Annotated in this window: 14 protein-coding genes; 4 read left to right on the top strand and 10 right to left on the bottom strand. The window is 68.7% G+C overall.

What is annotated here, in order from left to right; genetic code table 11:
- The first annotated feature begins 496 nt into the window (after positions 1–496).
- Positions 497–2,911, top strand: a complete 2,415-nt coding sequence (locus HCK00_RS14675; RefSeq protein ID WP_168102350.1) for a DEAD/DEAH box helicase — start codon at positions 497–499, stop codon at positions 2,909–2,911.
- Positions 2,912–3,037: 126 nt separating this feature from the next.
- Here HCK00_RS14675 and HCK00_RS14670 read toward each other — a convergent pair whose 3' ends face one another.
- Positions 3,038–4,087 carry an LLM class flavin-dependent oxidoreductase gene (locus HCK00_RS14670; RefSeq protein WP_168102349.1) on the bottom strand — a complete coding sequence of 350 codons (1,050 nt, stop codon included), beginning with the start codon at positions 4,085–4,087 and terminating at the stop codon, positions 3,038–3,040.
- 611 nt (positions 4,088–4,698) lie between these two features.
- Positions 4,699–5,442 (bottom strand): SDR family oxidoreductase, encoded by a 744-nt coding sequence (locus HCK00_RS14665; protein WP_168102348.1) that lies wholly within the window; start codon positions 5,440–5,442, stop codon positions 4,699–4,701.
- 94 nt (positions 5,443–5,536) lie between these two features.
- On the opposite strand from HCK00_RS14665, the gene HCK00_RS14660 reads away from it, so the two are divergent.
- Entirely contained in the window at positions 5,537–6,097 is a 561-nt protein-coding gene (locus tag HCK00_RS14660) for a TetR/AcrR family transcriptional regulator (protein ID WP_168102380.1), read from the top strand.
- A 187-nt stretch (positions 6,098–6,284) separates the two neighbouring features.
- Here the strand turns inward: HCK00_RS14660 and HCK00_RS14655 are convergent, their stop codons facing one another.
- The 6 genes from HCK00_RS14655 to HCK00_RS14630 form a co-directional block, all read right to left on the bottom strand.
- On the bottom strand, positions 6,285–6,932 hold the full coding sequence (locus HCK00_RS14655) for a phosphotransferase family protein (protein WP_168102347.1): 648 nt from the start codon (positions 6,930–6,932) through the stop codon (positions 6,285–6,287).
- Between the two features lie 485 nt (positions 6,933–7,417).
- Positions 7,418–8,185: an SDR family oxidoreductase gene (locus HCK00_RS14650; RefSeq protein WP_168102346.1), complete on the bottom strand. Its 768-nt coding sequence runs from the start codon at positions 8,183–8,185 to the stop codon at positions 7,418–7,420.
- A gap of 28 nt (positions 8,186–8,213) precedes the next feature.
- Positions 8,214–9,215 carry a transketolase family protein gene (locus HCK00_RS14645; protein ID WP_168102345.1) on the bottom strand — a complete coding sequence of 334 codons (1,002 nt, stop codon included), beginning with the start codon at positions 9,213–9,215 and terminating at the stop codon, positions 8,214–8,216.
- Positions 9,212–10,174, bottom strand: coding sequence for a transketolase (locus tag HCK00_RS14640; RefSeq protein WP_311765325.1), 963 nt, complete (start codon positions 10,172–10,174; stop codon positions 9,212–9,214). Before HCK00_RS14640 ends, HCK00_RS14645 begins: the two co-directional genes overlap by 4 nt.
- Positions 10,175–10,199: 25 nt before the next feature.
- Positions 10,200–11,558, bottom strand: coding sequence for an MFS transporter (locus HCK00_RS14635; RefSeq protein WP_168102344.1), 1,359 nt, complete (start codon positions 11,556–11,558; stop codon positions 10,200–10,202).
- A gap of 177 nt (positions 11,559–11,735) precedes the next feature.
- Complete coding sequence (locus HCK00_RS14630; protein ID WP_168102343.1) at positions 11,736–12,458, bottom strand: GntR family transcriptional regulator; 723 nt, start codon at positions 12,456–12,458, stop codon at positions 11,736–11,738.
- 285 nt (positions 12,459–12,743) lie between these two features.
- Between HCK00_RS14630 and HCK00_RS14625 the strand changes: the two genes are divergently transcribed.
- Both HCK00_RS14625 and HCK00_RS14620 read left to right on the top strand, forming a co-directional pair.
- A complete protein-coding gene (locus HCK00_RS14625; RefSeq protein ID WP_311765324.1) occupies positions 12,744–13,307 on the top strand; it encodes a DUF2231 domain-containing protein in 564 nt (187 codons plus the stop codon).
- Between the two features lie 267 nt (positions 13,308–13,574).
- Positions 13,575–13,970 carry a group I truncated hemoglobin gene (locus HCK00_RS14620; protein WP_168102342.1) on the top strand — a complete coding sequence of 132 codons (396 nt, stop codon included), beginning with the start codon at positions 13,575–13,577 and terminating at the stop codon, positions 13,968–13,970.
- Positions 13,971–14,149: 179 nt separating this feature from the next.
- On the opposite strand, the gene HCK00_RS14615 is transcribed toward HCK00_RS14620, so the two are convergent.
- Positions 14,150–14,812, bottom strand: a complete 663-nt coding sequence (locus HCK00_RS14615) for a hypothetical protein (RefSeq protein WP_168102341.1) — start codon at positions 14,810–14,812, stop codon at positions 14,150–14,152.
- A gap of 790 nt (positions 14,813–15,602) precedes the next feature.
- Positions 15,603–16,115, bottom strand: coding sequence for a hypothetical protein (locus HCK00_RS14610; RefSeq protein ID WP_168102340.1), 513 nt, complete (start codon positions 16,113–16,115; stop codon positions 15,603–15,605).
- Positions 16,116–16,503 lie beyond the last annotated feature (388 nt).

The following is a 16,503-nucleotide window of genomic DNA, read 5'->3' as shown; positions in this document are numbered from 1 at the left end:
GGCACGCATATTCCCGCGCAAGCGCGGGAATGGAATTCCGCAAGCGGAATTCGGAAAAGTGATGCAATTCGCGCAAGCGCGAATTGGGGGCGACCGCGCAAGCGCGATCACCCGGCTGGCTACGAGGGGAGGTGTATCGCGTGCGGGCCTGTGTAGGGCTTGGGGGTCCCAGCCGTCACCCCCGCAACGGAAGTGACGGATCGTCGGCCCGATCGAGTGTCGGCCTCGCCGCAGTGACGGGCTCCGCTGCGCTCCACCCGAACCCCTCCCCCACCCTCTAAACCGGCCGTTCACGTTCATCAATGCCCCGCCAGCATACCCTACGAACCGTGCCGTGAGGCAGGATTCGGTCAAGTATCACCCTACAGGGAGAAGCTGTCGCAGGGATGATGCATCACGGGTGCTGACTGTGTAGAGTCTGGGATCAGGCACCACCACCCCGGCCGGACTCTCATTCCTACGACGCGCCGCATTCGGCAAAAAAGGAGAACACGGAGTGGCCGTGAAGCTGCGTGAACACCAGATTGAGGCCGTAGCCGCCATCGTGCGTGGTCTCGATATCCCGCCGGGCGGCGTTCCCTGGAATGGTCTGCGCGGGCAGGTGCACGCCGCGTGCGGGACGGGAAAGACCATCATCGCGGCGGCCTCCGCAAAGCGGATTGTGCCCAAGGGCCGCATTCTCGTGGTGGTGCCGACCCTGGATCTCCTGGCGCAGACCGTGAAGGCGTGGCACGGCGCCGGGCACAGGGGGCCACCGGTCATGGTGTGCTCGCAGCTGGACGACCCGGAGCTGTTCCACCTGGGGGTGCGGTCCACCACGAACCCCGTGCAGCTGGCTCTGTGGCACTCCACAGGGCCGGTGACCATCTATGCCACCTACGCGTCGCTGGGCGTGCTCGTGGAGGCGTTCGAGGGCGCCTACGGGCAGAAGCTCGCCCCGGTGGACCTGGCGGTGGTCGATGAGGCGCACCGGACCAGTGGGTCGATGGGGAAGGCGTGGGCGGACATCCATGACCAGACGAAGATCCCGGCGCACCGCCGGCTGTACCTGACAGCAACGCCGCGGATCTGGGAGGAGCGGCTGAACCAGGAGGTCACCGAAGGGGTACGCGATCCGCTGCCGCGTGAGATGGCGGCCTCGATGGACGACGAGAAGGTCTTCGGACCGGTCCTCTACAAGCTGTCGCTGGCGTCGGCGGTGTCGCGGAAGCTGCTGGCGCGGTACCAGATCATCGTCCTGGAGCTCCAGGACCCCCTCGTCACGCCCGAGAAGCTGATGGGCGAGGAGCGGCACACCGAGGAGGTCCGCGGGCAGCGCCTCGGGGCGCTCCAGGCCGCGCTGCTGCACACGATGGCGCAGCACGGGCTCCAGACCTGCATCACCTTCCACCACCGGACAATGGAGGCGCAGGCGTACGCCGAGGGCCTTCAGCGCGTCGCGTCGAAGCTGCACGCCGACCAGCCCGAGAAGTACCCCGCGAAGATCTGGGCGGACTGGCTGTGCGGCGAGCACACCCCCGAGCGCCGGCGGGAGGTCCTGGGCGGCTTCGGTGCAACGGCACGGCGGGCGGTGCTTTCGAATTGTCGCGTTTTGGGGGAAGGCGTCGACATCAGGGCAGTGGACAGCGTTGCTCTTTTGGATCCCAAGGGCGCGCCGCATGACATCGTGCAGGCGATCGGCCGCGCGCTGCGTCAGAAGCCCGGAGAGGGAAAGCTCGCGTCTTTGATCGTGCCGGTATTTCTCCAGCCCGATGAATCGCCGGAGGATATGTTCACCTCGGGTTCGTACCGGCCTTTGGTGAAAGTACTTGAGGGCCTGCGGGCTCACGATGAAGAGGCCGTGGAATTGCTGGCGATCCCGCAGGAGCCTCAGAAGGACGTCGCGCAGCCCTCCGAATACATCGGTGCCGCGCCCGGTGATGACGAGGAAGAAACCCGTCTGCTGCTCCGTTTTGCGGCTCCGCGTGATCTGGTGATGGTCGCGAACTGGGTGTCCTTCAACGTGATCGACACCGAACGCCAGGACTGGGCCCGCGGCTGGGCGAAACTCAAGGACTTCGTCGAGCGTGAGGGCCATGCCCGGGTGCCGTACGAGCACAAGGAGGGCGCGTTCCCGCTGGGGACCTGGGTCGCGGAGCAGCGGCGGGTGTACGGGGCCGGGCAGATGACCGGCAGGCGTGCGGCGCGTCTGGAGAAGCTGGGCATGGCCTGGTCGGCGGCCGATGCGCGGTTCCAGGAGAACCTGGCCGCGGCCCGCGTGTACTACCAGGAGCACTGGACACTGTGCGCTCCCCGGTCCGCGGCCGCGCTCGACAAGCCCGTGGGGCAGTGGTTGAGCAACCTGCGCCGTCCCGGCGCGCTGGCCGACCACCCGGAGTGGGAGGCCGCGTTGGCGGCCGTGGACGAGGACTGGAACCCGTCGTGGCCCACCCAGTGGCAACGGCACTACACCGCGCTGCGCGAACTCGTCCGTGACGAGGAAGGACCGGCGAACGTCCTGCCCGGGGTCACCGTCCACGGTATGGACATCGGACGGTGGCTGGCCCGGCAGCGCAAACCCGAGGTATGGGAGACCCTGGCCGAAGGGCAGCGCGAGCGCCTGGAAGCCGTCGGCGTCACCCCACTCGCCCCGGCCCCGACACCGGTGGAGCCAGACGCGTCCGCGAAGCCGCCCACGGCACCCGTGAGCGCCTTCGAGCGGGGCGTTGCGGCACTGGCGCAGTACAAGACCCGCACCGGCTCTGTGAAGGTCCCCAGGGGTCACGTAGAGCGGCTGGAGGACGGGACCGAGGTCAAGCTCGGGGTGTTCCTCAGCAACAGCAAGAGCCGCCGGACCAAACTCACCCCCGACAAACTCGCCACCCTCGCCGGCCTCGGACTGGAGTGGGCCGCCACGGAAGGAGCGGCGTGACGCCCGCCCCCTGCACCGGCTGCCGCTCGGCAGCGTTGGCGGACTCGGCCGCAGCCCCGCTGTCGTCGACGTGTTCTCCTTGAACAACACCGATCGTTTGACTCCGATCGTGCTGATCGTCGCGCTTCAGGCGAACGCCGGCATGATCCGCTCGTGGATGAGGCGGAGCTGGGTGTTTACGTCGGCCGCCTCCGGGAGGTCACGGCCCGTGAACGCCTTGACCAGGGTGCGGTCGGTGATCGCGCAGATCATGTGGTTCACACCGCTGGGGGCGATGTCCCGCCCGATCCTCTCCAGGCATTCCTCCGGCGTACCCGCGATGGAGAGACGCTCGGCGATCTCCGGGGTGGTCATGTCGATGCCGCGCGCCAGGTTGCCGGCGTTGACCGCGTCGATGACCGGCTTCAGCTCCGCCGGGTCCACGCCGTTGCGGCGCAGTTGCTCCTCGGGCATGGAAGACGCGTAGATGCCGACCATGCTGCGCGCCGCCTCCTTGGCGACCACCGAGTCGGGACCGGTCGCGAAGACCACCCAGGCCCCGATGTCCAACGAACGCCAGTCCTTGCCCGCACGCTCCGCACCCCTGCGGATGTGCCGCACGGCGTAGTCGTAGGCCTCACGGGTGTAGCTCAGGGCATGGTGGCAGCCGTCCGACAGCTCGCCGGCCGCCTCGAAGGACTTCGGCCCCCGCATCGCACCGAGCTTCAAGGGCAACCGGCTCTGCACCGGCCGGGCGAACGTGAACAGGCCATCGTAGGAGTAGAACTCTCCGTCATGCGTGATGGCGCCCTCATCGAGGAACGTGCGCATCACCTGCAAGGCTTCCTTGACTCGCGACAGCGGCCTGGTATGGGCCCAGTCGATGCGATACTGCGCCAGCAGGCCGAAGTTACCGCTGGACACGACACCTTCGGCGCGTCCCCCGGACAGTTCGTCAAGCGTGGCCAGGGCCTGGGCGATCAGCGTCGGCTCGCGCAGCGTCACAGGGGAGACACTCGGACCGAGGCGGATCCGGCTGGTACGACCAGCCGCCGCCGCGAAGAGAAGCCACAGATCCTTGTGCCAGGTCTCGTCAGCGGCATAACACGCATGGAAACCGAGTTCGTCAGCGAGCTGGACAGACACCAAAGACTCGGCCAGAGGATAGTCAGGGAGCATGGCGTAACTGAACTTCACCAGCGCCACCTTCCGGTACGGACTACAGCAACCCGCTACGGGATACGGCACCTACCCCCCAAGAATGAACCTCCGGTCCACCCCTGTCCAGAGGCCCCCACTCCCCGCCCTCATACAAAACCCGGCACCCTCGAGCCATAAATGGAATGCCGATCAATGCAGTTGGATTTTGTCTCCTGGTGTTCGAAGGGAGCCCGGCGTGGCTGAACCAGATCATCACTGCCGGGAAGGGCGGTAAGGCGCTGTCATATTGTTGGGGGTGCCTGAGCCTCTTGGGCTTCCCTCGAACCTGAGATCGCCTCAGCTGCCATGCGGCACAACCCCACACCGGCATGGAACCTCCTCGGCACCAAGCTCGTCGATGACATGGTCGAGACAGCGGACGGGAAGGCGCTGACCAAGACCATCACCTGATACGGCCGATCGATCGTTTTGCGCATCGATGAGCTGGGATATGGGAAATTGAACCGTAGAGGGGGCTGAGCTGCTGCGGCCGGGGATCTTCTTGTGCGGACATCTTCGAGGGACGCTGAAATCGGCACCGCGGTGGTGACGGTGCTGGTCTGGTGTGGCCGTCCGGGTACGGGCTCGGGGAGCTCGGATGGCAGGTGTCATGCCTGGATTGTGGGGCGAACGTTGATCTCGCCGATCTCGACGTCACCGGGTTGCTCGAGGGCGAAGGCCACCGCGCGGGCGACCGCGGCCGGCGCGATGCCGGCCACGTCCATGTACTTGCGTGTCTGCTCGCGGATACGGGGGTCTGCCATGGAGTCGGCGAGATCGGTGCGGATGTATCCCGGCGAGATGGCTGTCGTGCGCACCACCCCGTCGGTGGACTCCCTGCGCAGCCCCTCGTGGATGGTGCGGACCGCGTTCTTGGTCGCGGCGTAGACAGCCATCGTGGGGGACGCGCCGTACAGGCCGGCCACCGAGACGATGCTCACCAGGTGGCCCGCTCCCTGCTCGCGGAAGACGGGCAGGGCGGCCGCGACGCCGTTGAGCATGCCGCGAAGGTTGACATCGATCATGGCCGACCAGCCTTCGGTGTCGAGGTCGGCCAGCGGGCTGATCGGGGCGATGCCGGCGTTGTTCACCAGCACATCGATACGCCCGTACTCGTCGAGGGTGGCGGAGACCAGGCGCTGCAGGTCTTCGGCCTTGGTGACATCGACGACGCACGTGGCGGCACGGCCCCCCTCCTCCCGGATGTCCTGCGCTATGGCGTCGATGCGCTCGCTCCGGCGGGCCGCGAGGACGACCGCGGCGCCGTGCCGGGCGAGCAGGCGGGCGGTTGCTTCCCCGATGCCGCCGCTCGCTCCGGTGATGGCGACGATCTTGCCGTGAAGAGAGAGCACTGCTGCCTCCAAGTAAAATGGACACGTGTCCGGTGCGCGCTTCACCTTACCGGACACGCGTCCACTTGTGATGACGGAACATCAGGAGATGCCCATGAGCGCGCCGGCACGCCGTCCGGATGCGGCGCGGAACCGGACCCGCATCGTGGAGGCCGCCCGCGCGGCCCTCGCCGAGTCCCCCCACGTCCACCTCAACGAGATCGCCAAACGGGCCGGGGTGGGACAGGGAACGCTCTACCGGAACTTCCCCAACCGCGAAGCGCTCCTCGCCGAGGTCTACCGGCGCGACGTCGAAGAACTCGTCACCGCCGCCCCCGCTCTGCTGGCAGAACACCAGCCCGTGGAAGCACTGCGTCACTGGCTCGACCAAGTGATCGACTACGCCGAGATCAAACGCGGCGTTCTGGCAGCGCTCGAGCCAACGGCGTGGCAGGACCTCGTCGTCCAGAGCCACAACCCCATCGAAGGCGCCCTCACCCACCTGCTGGATGCCGGGAAAACGGCCGGTTCCATCCGCACGGACGTGGACGCCCCCGGGGTCCTCCTGCTCATCGGCTACCTCAGCCGTCTGGAACGGAAGGAATGGAAAACCACGGCGCGGCCCCTGATGAACGTCATCCTCGACGGCCTTCGGCGACAGGACGCCGACCGGTGAGCACAGCAGACCACTGAGGGCATCCCGAAGAGCAACCCCAACGCCACCACACGGCAGGGGAAAGACACCGTCTCCCCCGCCGAGCGTTGTCAGCTCTCATCGGCATGCCGCGGCTCGCCGTTCGACGAGTGCTGCCCCAACTCGTCGGCAAGCGGTGTCCGCTCCCGCCTGCGAAGCCGGTCCGGCGTCACCCCGCCCGCAGTAGATCGCGTATCTCCCGCCAGTCACGGTCGATGGCCGCCGCCCGTTCGTCCCGCCATGCGGATGGGGGCACCACTCGGTGGCTGCGGAGTTCTCGCACGAGCAGCATGGCCCGGTTCAGGGTGAAGGCAGCGCGGACCGAGGGGGATCCGGCGGCCACCCGTTCCTCGATCCGTGGACGGGCCTCCGGAGTGGCGGCCAGGGCGATCCACAGAACCGCCAGGTCGTGACCTGGGAGGTAGTGTCCCGCGTGCTCCCAGTCGATCACTGTGACCTGTCCGCCGGGCCGGACCACGAAGTTGGCCGGCAGGGGGTCTCCGTGCCCTGGTACGAGGACGGTGCCGGCCTGGTGGAACAGGTCGGTCAGCGCCTGGTGTTCCTGCGCGGTGGTCAGGCCTTGGTGATGGTCCCGGTCCAGACGGGCGAGGTGGTCGAGGCTGCGGGTGAACGCCCCTGCGGGGGGATTCCATCGACCGAGGTCGGTCATGGCCGTCAGCATGCCGGTGACGTGGGCGGGGTCCAGTGCTCGTGGCGGGAACCGGTCGCGGCCCGGGGCCGGGGAATGGCCGCGGACGTGCTCGACGACCAGCACGTGGTGCCGGTCGTCGGCGGCGATGAAGGCGGGAACCGGCACCGGCGGGGCGCCGCGGCGAAGGTCCGGTAGGCGTCGATCTCCGTGCCGAACTTCTCGGCCCACCGTGATTCCGGGGTGGTCAGCAGTTTCGCGACGGCTGGCCCGTCCTCACAGTCCCCAGCAATGAGCAGGGACTTCTCGGTGCGGGCGAGAAACGCCGTGGGGCGGAAGTCCGGCCGTAGCCGGATGACCGGTGCGGCGGCTCCGGTGAGTTCGTCGGGCACGGGGCTCCTTGCTGTCCTGTGCACGGAGCGGCCTGGTGTTCCGGGCCGGCTCCGCGCGCAGCGGGGCGGTCTCACCGGTCCCTGATGAGAACGCTCTGATCATGCCGCCTGGCGCCCGTCCCCCGCGAGGAGAGAGGACGGGTGATCGGCACGGCGCTCCGGAAGGGAGCGGGCCGCCCGCACACATCGCGGGTGGTCCGCTCCCCGTGGAACAACTGTGCCGTTCACCTCGGTCCCGCGGTGCTGCACGCCCGTGTCAGCTCAGTGGATGTGGGATCCGCCGTTGACGTCGTAGGTGGCCCCGGTGATGTAACCGGAGCCGGGCCGTGCCAGGAACGCGATGACGTCCGCCACGTCCTCGACGCCGCCGATCCGGCGCACGGGGATCTCCGCCGTCATCGCTGCTTTACGGGCGTCGTCCAGCTTGCCCTGGGTGATGTCGGTGTCGATCAACCCGGGCGCCACGCAGTTCGCCGTCACCCCCGAAGGGCCAAGTTCCCGGGCGAGTGCCCGGGCGAAACCGAGGAGCCCGGCCTTGGCCGCCGAGTAGGCGACCCCACCGAAGACTCCTCCCCCACGCTCGGCCGAGACCGAGGAGAGGAACACGATGCGGCCGAAGCCGCGCTCGGACATGCCTGCCGCGACCCGCTGGGTGACCAGGAAGCTGCCGCGGACGTTGACGTCGAAGATCTTGTCCCATTCGCCGGGGGTGACGCCGAGGAACGGGACGGGAGAGGTGATGCCCGCGTTGTTGACGAGAGCACCTATCGAGGGCAGCGCGGCTTCCGCCTCGGTGATCGCCGCGTCCACGGCGCCGGCGTCGGCGACATCGGCAGCCAGGGCCAACGTCCGCACCCCGTGCCGGGCCGCGACCTCACGGGCGGTCTCGTCCGCAGCCTCCCTGTCCACGTCCAGGACCGCGACGTGATACCCGTCGGCGGCGAGCGCGTGGGCGGCGGCGCGGCCGATCCCGCGGCGGGATCCGGCCCCGGTGACGAGGGCCGTGCGGGGGGTGTGCTGGGTGGTCATGCGGGCTCCTGGGTGAGGAAGGTCGGGTTCACAGCTCTCGGCGGACGCGATCCTTGATCGCCTCCACGGACAGCCCGTACCGGTCGTGCAGTGTGGGCAGCGCGCCTGCGGCGAGGAATTCGTCGGGAAGGCCGATAGGGACAATCCGCGCCGTGGCCCCGGCGAAGGCCAGAGCAGAGGCCACGGACTCGGCGAGGCCCCCGATGACGCTGTGGTTCTCCAGGGTGACGACGAGGCGTCCCTTGCCCGCCTCCCGCAGCACGGTGTCGCGGTCGAAGGGCTTGATGGTCGGCACGTGCAGGACCGCGACGTCGACGCGGTCCCGTTCGAGCTCCCGGGCCGCCGACAGCGCACGGACCGTCATCAGGCCGGTGGAGATGAACAGCACGTCGCGCCCGCCGCGCAGTTCGGCGGCGCGTCCCAGCCGGAAGGTGTAGTCGTACTCGTCCAGCACGGTGGGCACCGCGCCGCGCAGCAACCGCGTGTAGGTGGGACCGGGATGGGACGCCAGAACGGGGACCGCCTGCTCGATGTCGACCGAGTCCGCCGGGTCCACGATCGTCAGGCCGGGCATCGCGCGCAGGATCGCCAGATCCTCCGTGGCCTGGTGGCTGGGACCGTAACCGGTGGTCAGACCGGGCAGGGCGCCGATCACGTTGACGTTGAGACCGGGCTCGGCGATGTCCAGGCACAGGAAGTCGTAGGCACGCCGCGTGGCGAAGACGGAGTAGGTGGAGGCGAACGGGGTCAGTCCCGACTCGGCGAGACCGGCGGCCGCGCCGAGCATCACCTGCTCCGCCATCCCCATCTGGAAGAACCGCCCGGGATGCGCCTCACGGAAGACGTGCATGTCCGTGTACTTGGCCAGGTCCGCGGAGAGACCGACGATCTCGGGGCGTTCCGCTGCGAGCCGGGCGAGGGCGTGTCCGAAGGGTGCCTTGGTGGTGCGCTGCCCCTCCTCGGCGATGGAAGCAATCATCGCCGAGGTGGTCAGCCTGCGGGTGGGCGCGGCGGCGCCGGCGGTGTTCATACGGTGTGCTCCTTGTCCGCGGTCGTGGAGGGCCCACCATCCGGGCTCTCGGTGGGCCCCTCGCCCTCCCCGGCGCGGAAGCGCTCGGCCAACTGGTCGCGGGCGATCTGCCACTCGTGTTCCTCGACCCGCATGAAGTGCGCTTTCTCGCGGGTCTCCAGCATCGGCACCCCGTGGCCGATCCGGGTGTCGCAGACCAGCACGGTGGGAGATCCCCGGTGGGCGCGCAGGTCGTCGAAGGCGGTGACGAGAGCGTCGACGTCGTTGCCGTCGACCCGGATCGCGTGCCAGCCGAACGCCTCCCACTTGGCCGTGACGGGCTCGGTGCGCAGCACGCCCTGCGTCGGTCCGTCGGCCTGCAGGGCGTTGACGTCGACGATGGCGGTGACGTTGTCCAGACCGTGGTGGGCGCAGGCCAGGGCGGCCTCCCAGGTGGAGCCCTCGTCCAGTTCACCGTCCGAGAGGAGGTTGTACACGCGGGCCGGGCTGCCCTGGTGGCGCAGTCCGAGCGCCAGGCCGGTCGCGATGCCCAGGCCGTGGCCGAGGGAGCCTCCGGAGATCTCCATGCCGGGGGTGTAGGAGGCCATGCCTGACATGGGCAGACGCGAGTCGTCACTTCCGTAGGTCTCGAGTTCTGCCACGTCCAGGACACCGGCTTCGGCGAGGGCCGCGTACAGGGCGATCGCGTAGTGCCCGATCGAGAGCAGCAGCCGGTCCCGTTCGGGCCACTCGGGGTCGTCGGGGCGGTGGTTGAGGACGTCCTGGTAGACGACGGCGAGGAGGTCGGCCACGCCGAGCGCCTGCCCGATGTAGCCCTGGCCCTGGACTTCCGCCATGTTCAAGGCGTTCAGCCTGATGCGGTACGCGGACTCGTGCAGGGCTCGCAGGCGCTGTGCCCGGGGCGGGGGGGGGCCGGTCCGCCCGCCGAGGGTGGGGGTTGTGGACGGGGTGGGGGTCACATCGCTCCTTGTTCTCGGTGGTGGGTCAGTGGAGTGGGGTGGCGGGGACGGCGGTGGACGCCGCGGCCCGCGCGGTTGCGTCGGCCTGCCGCCGTTCGGCCGTGCCCCAGGTCTCCCGGGTCAGCAGGGCGGCGACGAGGCCGAGGAGTCCGTAGAAGCTGAAGAGGAGGGCCGGGCCGGTCCACCCGACGACGGAGTACAGGGCGGTGGCGATCATGGGTGTGAAGCCGGAGACGACCGCGGAGAGCTGGTAGGCGAGCGAGGTTCCGGCGGTGCGGGTCCTGGTGGCGAACAGCTCACAGAACCAGGCCCCTTGGACGCCGGCCAGCGAGTTCTGGCAGATCGTGTAGCTGATGACGAAGGCGACCAGGACAAGAGCGGCGGTCGCGGTGTTGACCAGCAGGAAGAGCGGCACACCCCACAACAGGGTCACGGTGCAGCCGAGCAGGTACACCGGCCGGCGTCCGACACGGTCCGAGAGAAGGCCCCAGCCGGTGGTGGCGGCGATACCCAGGGCGGCGGCGGTGACCAGGGCAGTGAGGCTCACCGCGCTGGTGACGTCGGGCGCGTTGCCGTCACTGAGGTACGACAGGACGAAGGTGACCGACACGGCGTATCCCGCGGTCTCGGCGATCCGCAGACAGAAGGCGCGCAGCAGACCGCGCCAGTCCTCGCGGACCACCTCCCACAGGGGGTTCTTCGCGACCTCGCCGGCTTCCTTCAACTCCTCGAACTGGGGCGACTCGTCGATCTTCAGCCTGATGAGGATGCCCACCACGATGAGGACCGCACTCAGCAGGAAAGGCACGCGCCAGGCCCAGGAGTCGTCCAGGGTGTTCCGGCTCACGAGGAAGGCGAGGTTGGCCAGGAGCAGACCGACCGGGAACCCGGCCTGGGTGATGCCGGTGTAGAGACCTCGCTGCCGCCACGGGGCGTGCTCGAAGGTCATCAGGATCGCGCCACCCCACTCGGCGCCGAAGGCGAGTCCCTGGACGACACGCACGGCCACCAGGAGCACCGGCGCCCACACGCCGACCATCTCGTAGGTCGGCAGACAGCCGATCAGGACGGTCGCCACGCCCATCAGCAGCAGCGAACCGACCAGCACCGGCTTCCGTCCGACACGGTCACCGAGGTGGCCGGCGATGATCCCGCCCAGCGGGCGGGCGGCGAAGCCGATGCCGAGCGTGGCGAAGGACAGCAGGGTGGCGGACAGCGGGTCGGAGTCGGGGAAGAACACGTCGCCGAAGTAGAGCGCGGCGGCCGTCCCGAAGCCGATGAAGTCATACGTCTCGATGGTCGCGCCCACGCCACAGCCGACGGCGACTCTCATCCGCTCGGGCGAGCCCTGGGCCGACTGCGCAGGGGCCGGGGAAGCAGCCATGCCGATCCTCCTTGATCGCTTACGGAGTGGTTCGTCCTCACCACCCACTGTTGGCTGTCGACTGTTAACAGCCGCGACACATGATGCTGGGGAGTGCGCGGACCGGTGTCAACCCTTGGGGCGCAAAAAGAAGGCCCACCGGGTCTTCCCGGCGGGCCTTCGCGAAGGAGGAAAGTGTCAGCTCCCGGCTTGATCACCATCCACGGCGCCGAGCTGGTCGACGGCAGCGGCCATGTGCACGTGCAGCACGGCCTGCGCCCCAGCTGTGTCGCCCCGCTCGATCGCCTCCACGACCGGCAGATGGGCCGACGCGGCCATGGCCACCTCGCGACGCTCGGTCGAGGCGCTCATGATGACCACACGGATCGGCCCCTCGAGCTGGCGCCAGGTCCGGAGCAGGACCGTGTTACCCGACAGCTCGCACAGCAGGAGATGGAAGCCCAGGTCAGCCTCTACCTTGGCCTCCAGATCGGCGCCCGACGCGACGGCCTCCCGCAACCGCTCCACGGCCTGCCGAAGCGCCCGGACGGCCTCCGCCCTCCGCGACGACTCGATGATCTGCCGGACGGCGAGACCCTCCAGGACCTCACGAACCTGAAAGAGCTCACGGACCTCGGCCGGCGACAGCTGAGACACCCTCAGCATTCCCCGGGCCCCGGGGGTGACCAGCCCCTCCTGCTGGAGATGGCGCAGCGCCTCGCGCACGGTCCCGCGACTGACGGACAACCGCTCCGCGATCTCCACCTCGCCCAGATGATCACCGGGACGGTACCGGCCGCCGGTGATGGCCGCTCGCAACGCTTCGAGCGCCTGCTCCCGCAGGGTCGTCGAACGGGTAAGGCTGGAAAACGCCGGACCAGTCACGGACGAGGCCTCCTTCGTAACTCCAGGGAGGCTCATCGTAACGAACCGCGTGTCATCTGTTGACAGTCGGCACCACACCGGTCCGGTCCGGCCGCTGCCGGCGTACGTCGCGTGTGAGAGCCACGCCGGGATGCCCTGCGGACACCGGGAAGGCACCGCACCGCTCGGGCGGTGGACGGCGGGGCAGCGACGCGCGTGCGGGGGCCGAGGCGCTACTCCGTCTGCCTGTGCCACCGCGCCGACCGGCGGCGTGTTCTCGCACAATGCCGGAAGGAGCGAACCCGTCCAGGTTCGCCCGGCACCCCTGTCGAGGAGGTCCAGGTGATCGGTGTTGTCAATGGCGTGCCCGGTCATGTGCTCTTGGTCCACGGCGCCGTCGTCCTGGTCCCGCTGACCGCCCTGTTCCTCGTCGTCTGCGCCCTGTGGGCGTCGGTGGCACGACGGCTGAGCTGGCTGGTACCACTGCTGGGCCTGATCACTCTCGTCCTGGTGGTACTGAGCACCGAATCCGGCGAGTGGCTGGAGGAACGGGTGGAAGAAAGTGCGCTGATGGAACGGCACACCGAGTTGGGCGGTGGGCTGACCCCCTGGGCGGCCGCCCTCTTCGTGCTCACTCTCGTCGTCTGGTGGGTGGGACGCGCCGTGGCCCGCCGGCCGCCAGGTGCGGGGGGACGGCAGGACGTGCCGGAGGACGACAGGCCGCGCGGCGGCGGTTCCGGGGCGGCCAGGACCGTCTCCTCCCTCCCGGTACGTATCGTCGTGCTGCTGGGCGCGCTGGCTGTGGCCGTCGGCGCGACCGTGCAGGTCTACCGGATCGGTGACTCCGGCGCCAAAGCTGTCTGGGAAGGCAACTTCTCGCAGAGCCAGGGCGACGACAAGCGGTGACGGGAAAGCCCGCTGCCGCGCGCCGGCCTCACGCAGAGCCGTGCACACAGCGCGTGGCGGGTATCAGGGCAGGGGGCCCACCACGGCGATGGCAGTCCCCGCCTTATCACAGGGCACGTCATTCTGCCGGCCGGAGCACCCGCGACTCGTGTCATCACCACGTTACGAAGTGCTCGCGGCGACGGAGAGTGGCTGGGTGAACCTCTTCTCACGACGGATTCACCACGGCCTGACCTCCCGGCAAGAGAACCGCCCGATGCTGGCCGCATGACGGAAACGAAACCCACCCCGCCGGCCCAGACCGCAGCGCCCAGCCTCTACGAGCAGCTCGGAGGGGAGCCCGCGGTCGCCGCGGTCGTCGACATCTTCTACGACAAGGTGCTCGGCGATCCTGAGCTGCGTCCCTACTTCACCGGTGTCGACCTCGACCGGCTCAAGGCACATCAACGGCGATTCGTAGGACAGGCGCTCGGTGCCACACGCCCCTACTCCGGCCGCTCCATGCGCGCCGCGCACCAGCACCTCGCGATCACACCGGCCGCCTTCGAACGTGTCATGGGCCATCTCGCCGCGTCCCTCGCCGACGCCGGGGTCGAACCGTCGGTGATCGGCACGATCGCTGAGGCTCTCCAGCCACTCCGCGAGGAGATCGTCACCGCCTGATCCCCGGCCGCGGCAGAGCTTCCCGGCCGGCCGGGACCGCCGTACCCGCGGATGTGAACGGTGGTGCGGGCGTCGCACGTGCCTGTACGGGGCAGCGCGGGCGGAGGCCACGGTGGTGGCGTGCCCCACCGCGTCAGGTGGGGCCGCGCCGGGTGCACCTCGCACCGCGGATCGGTCTCCTATGCGGACGGCGAGGGTGTGCCGGGGCCGGTGGAGGACGACCCGGCCGGTGGCGGCATGCTCGTCCGGACCGGGGCGGGGACGCTGCCGTCATCGAGAGTGATGGTGACCGGCTCGCCGTCCGCCCCGAGACTGGCGAGCCCATCCTTGATCCGGTCGTAGAGCACGGCCGCCAGTTCCTGGTCGCCCTCCCCCGGTTCAGCGGTATGGATCGTTCTGTAGAGGCTGGCGAGAACGGCCGTCAAAGACCGCCCGGAGAGAGTCGTGCCGACGCGTTCGCCCTCGTCCCCGCTGATCTGCATGGGCGCCTGGAAGTGCGCATGGTTTCCGGCCTGCGCGGTGAGGAAATCCCACATGTCGCGGTGGAGGACCAATTCGGCTGACGAGACGCGCGCGGCCTGCCGCATCAGGGAACTGTGGGCTTTCGAGACCCGGATCGCGCCCTCCGCGCCCGGCGTCGGTCGTTGCTGTGGACCGGAGGATGGGGGCAGCTCAGGGCTGTCGACCGCCGAGGGTATCTCAGGCCTGTACCCCGGTTCCTCCGAGATATGAGCATTCACCGTCGCCGATTCCTCCTCTCGTAGACCGCCACAGGCCGACAGGGTGCCGGCAAGGAGGAACACGGTACCGGCCAGAAGGGAGAGAACACGTTTTCCGAGCATGATGACCTCCCAGTCAGGACCCCCGGGACCGGGGGCATCTTCAGACTTCCGTCACCGCGGTCTTTCCGTACGGTGTCCGGGGTGGTCGCGACCCTGGGAATGCGACGGTGGAGCGGGGTCGGTTCGAGCACCTCCTGCGGGTCACCTGCGACAGGCACCGAGCACACGGTCATCCAGCTTTCCGTCAGTTACTCCATTTTCGCGGGACACCGACCGGCTTCATGAATTCCTTGGCTTCATCGCCGCCCCATCGGATTGAATTCGGACGGTTCCGAGGGGGACGCGAGTTTCAGACTCCTCCGGGAGGACAGCCCCTCCACCGCCATGTGGGAAGACCTCCCGGACCCGGTGACCGCGGAAATCCCTCAAGGGGGACTCTGGATTCCGGAAACCGAACGTGCTCGGCGATTACCCGAGGCGCGTATCGATACTGCGGAACAATAACGCTATCCCGTGCAACAAGTTTTCGCATACCAAGGCGCGATATGAGCTGTTCTCCGGACTCCGGCTTCGCGGCGGCTTTTCCAGGAGGGGTGGCGTGCCGCCCGCCAAGCCTGCGGAGTCCGCGGCTCCCCGCCCGGCCTGCGGGCCTTGTCTGACCGGCCGCATCGGCTTGCTCTTGTCCGGCCGTGCCGAGTCCGGCGCGCAGGACGGCCGCTGCGGGGGCCGTCGCCACCTGCCTTGCGGACACAGGGGGCAGGGGGGCCGGGGCCGTCCGTGTTCGCCTCGTCGGGACGGACACGAGGGGTACATCCCGCCTCCGCCGGCTCGCGCCCCGGTGCTGCGGCGCTCACCGCTCGGGAGACAACGCGGTACTCTCACAGACCGGCTCCCAGTGGCCGGCGAGGATCCGTCCCGTGACTCTCAGCACTTCGGTGAAAGTGCCGGTCACAGGGCCCGCCATGGCAGCGGCCAGGCAAGCTCCGGCCATCTGTCCGGCCCGCTCATCCGTACGATCGGCCGGAGTCCCCCAGCGCCCAGGGGCGGTGCAGGGCCGATCCTCCCGGTGGGCCACGTGCCGGAGAGGGCGATTCCCCCATTCTTCGATCTCTCCGATGGTCCGCAGCGACCTCCCTCTCCGCCGGAGCTCGCCCTTCTGGCACCGGGCGATCACACTCGGACCGATCGCCGGAAAATCCACCTGAATCTCCTCAACTCCCCAGACACCGGCGATTTCGGCGGCAACGCGCACCAGAATAAATTCAAGGCCGACCGCTTCAGGATACGTCTCCATATTTTCGGCGAGCAACGCACGCCTGCCACGTCTGACCGTCAGACGGCCTCGCCATTTCTCGTCGTTCAAACCCAAGGCATTCCACCGCAGACCTACGACAGGATTGACGAGAGCCACGACTTCGACGACTTTCCCTCCATAGGGTTCCCCTCTTTTTGCAAATTTCCACCGGGACATTCTTTTCCCCTTACGACTGGCACCAGGCCGGGCGCATGGAACGGCGCTGTCTGCCATCAGTAACTACACGATCCCGATCACCACGCAAGTCGTGGTGGCAGCGGTACGGAACACAGCCGACGCCAGGGCCCCTACTCGTGGGGATCGCGTACCCACCCCGGGGCGATCGGACGGAGTAATTCTTCACCCCCCCCCTGGAAACCGGCTGCCGCAGGCCTCTGCTCCTGTTATCTCCCCGGGCCGGCCGCCCGAGGCATCCCACCACTCCGCCGACATGCCG

This window comes from Streptomyces zingiberis, assembly GCF_012034935.1.
GTDB lineage: Bacteria > Actinomycetota > Actinomycetes > Streptomycetales > Streptomycetaceae > Streptomyces > Streptomyces zingiberis.
This window is presented reverse-complemented; position numbering and strand designations above follow the sequence as displayed.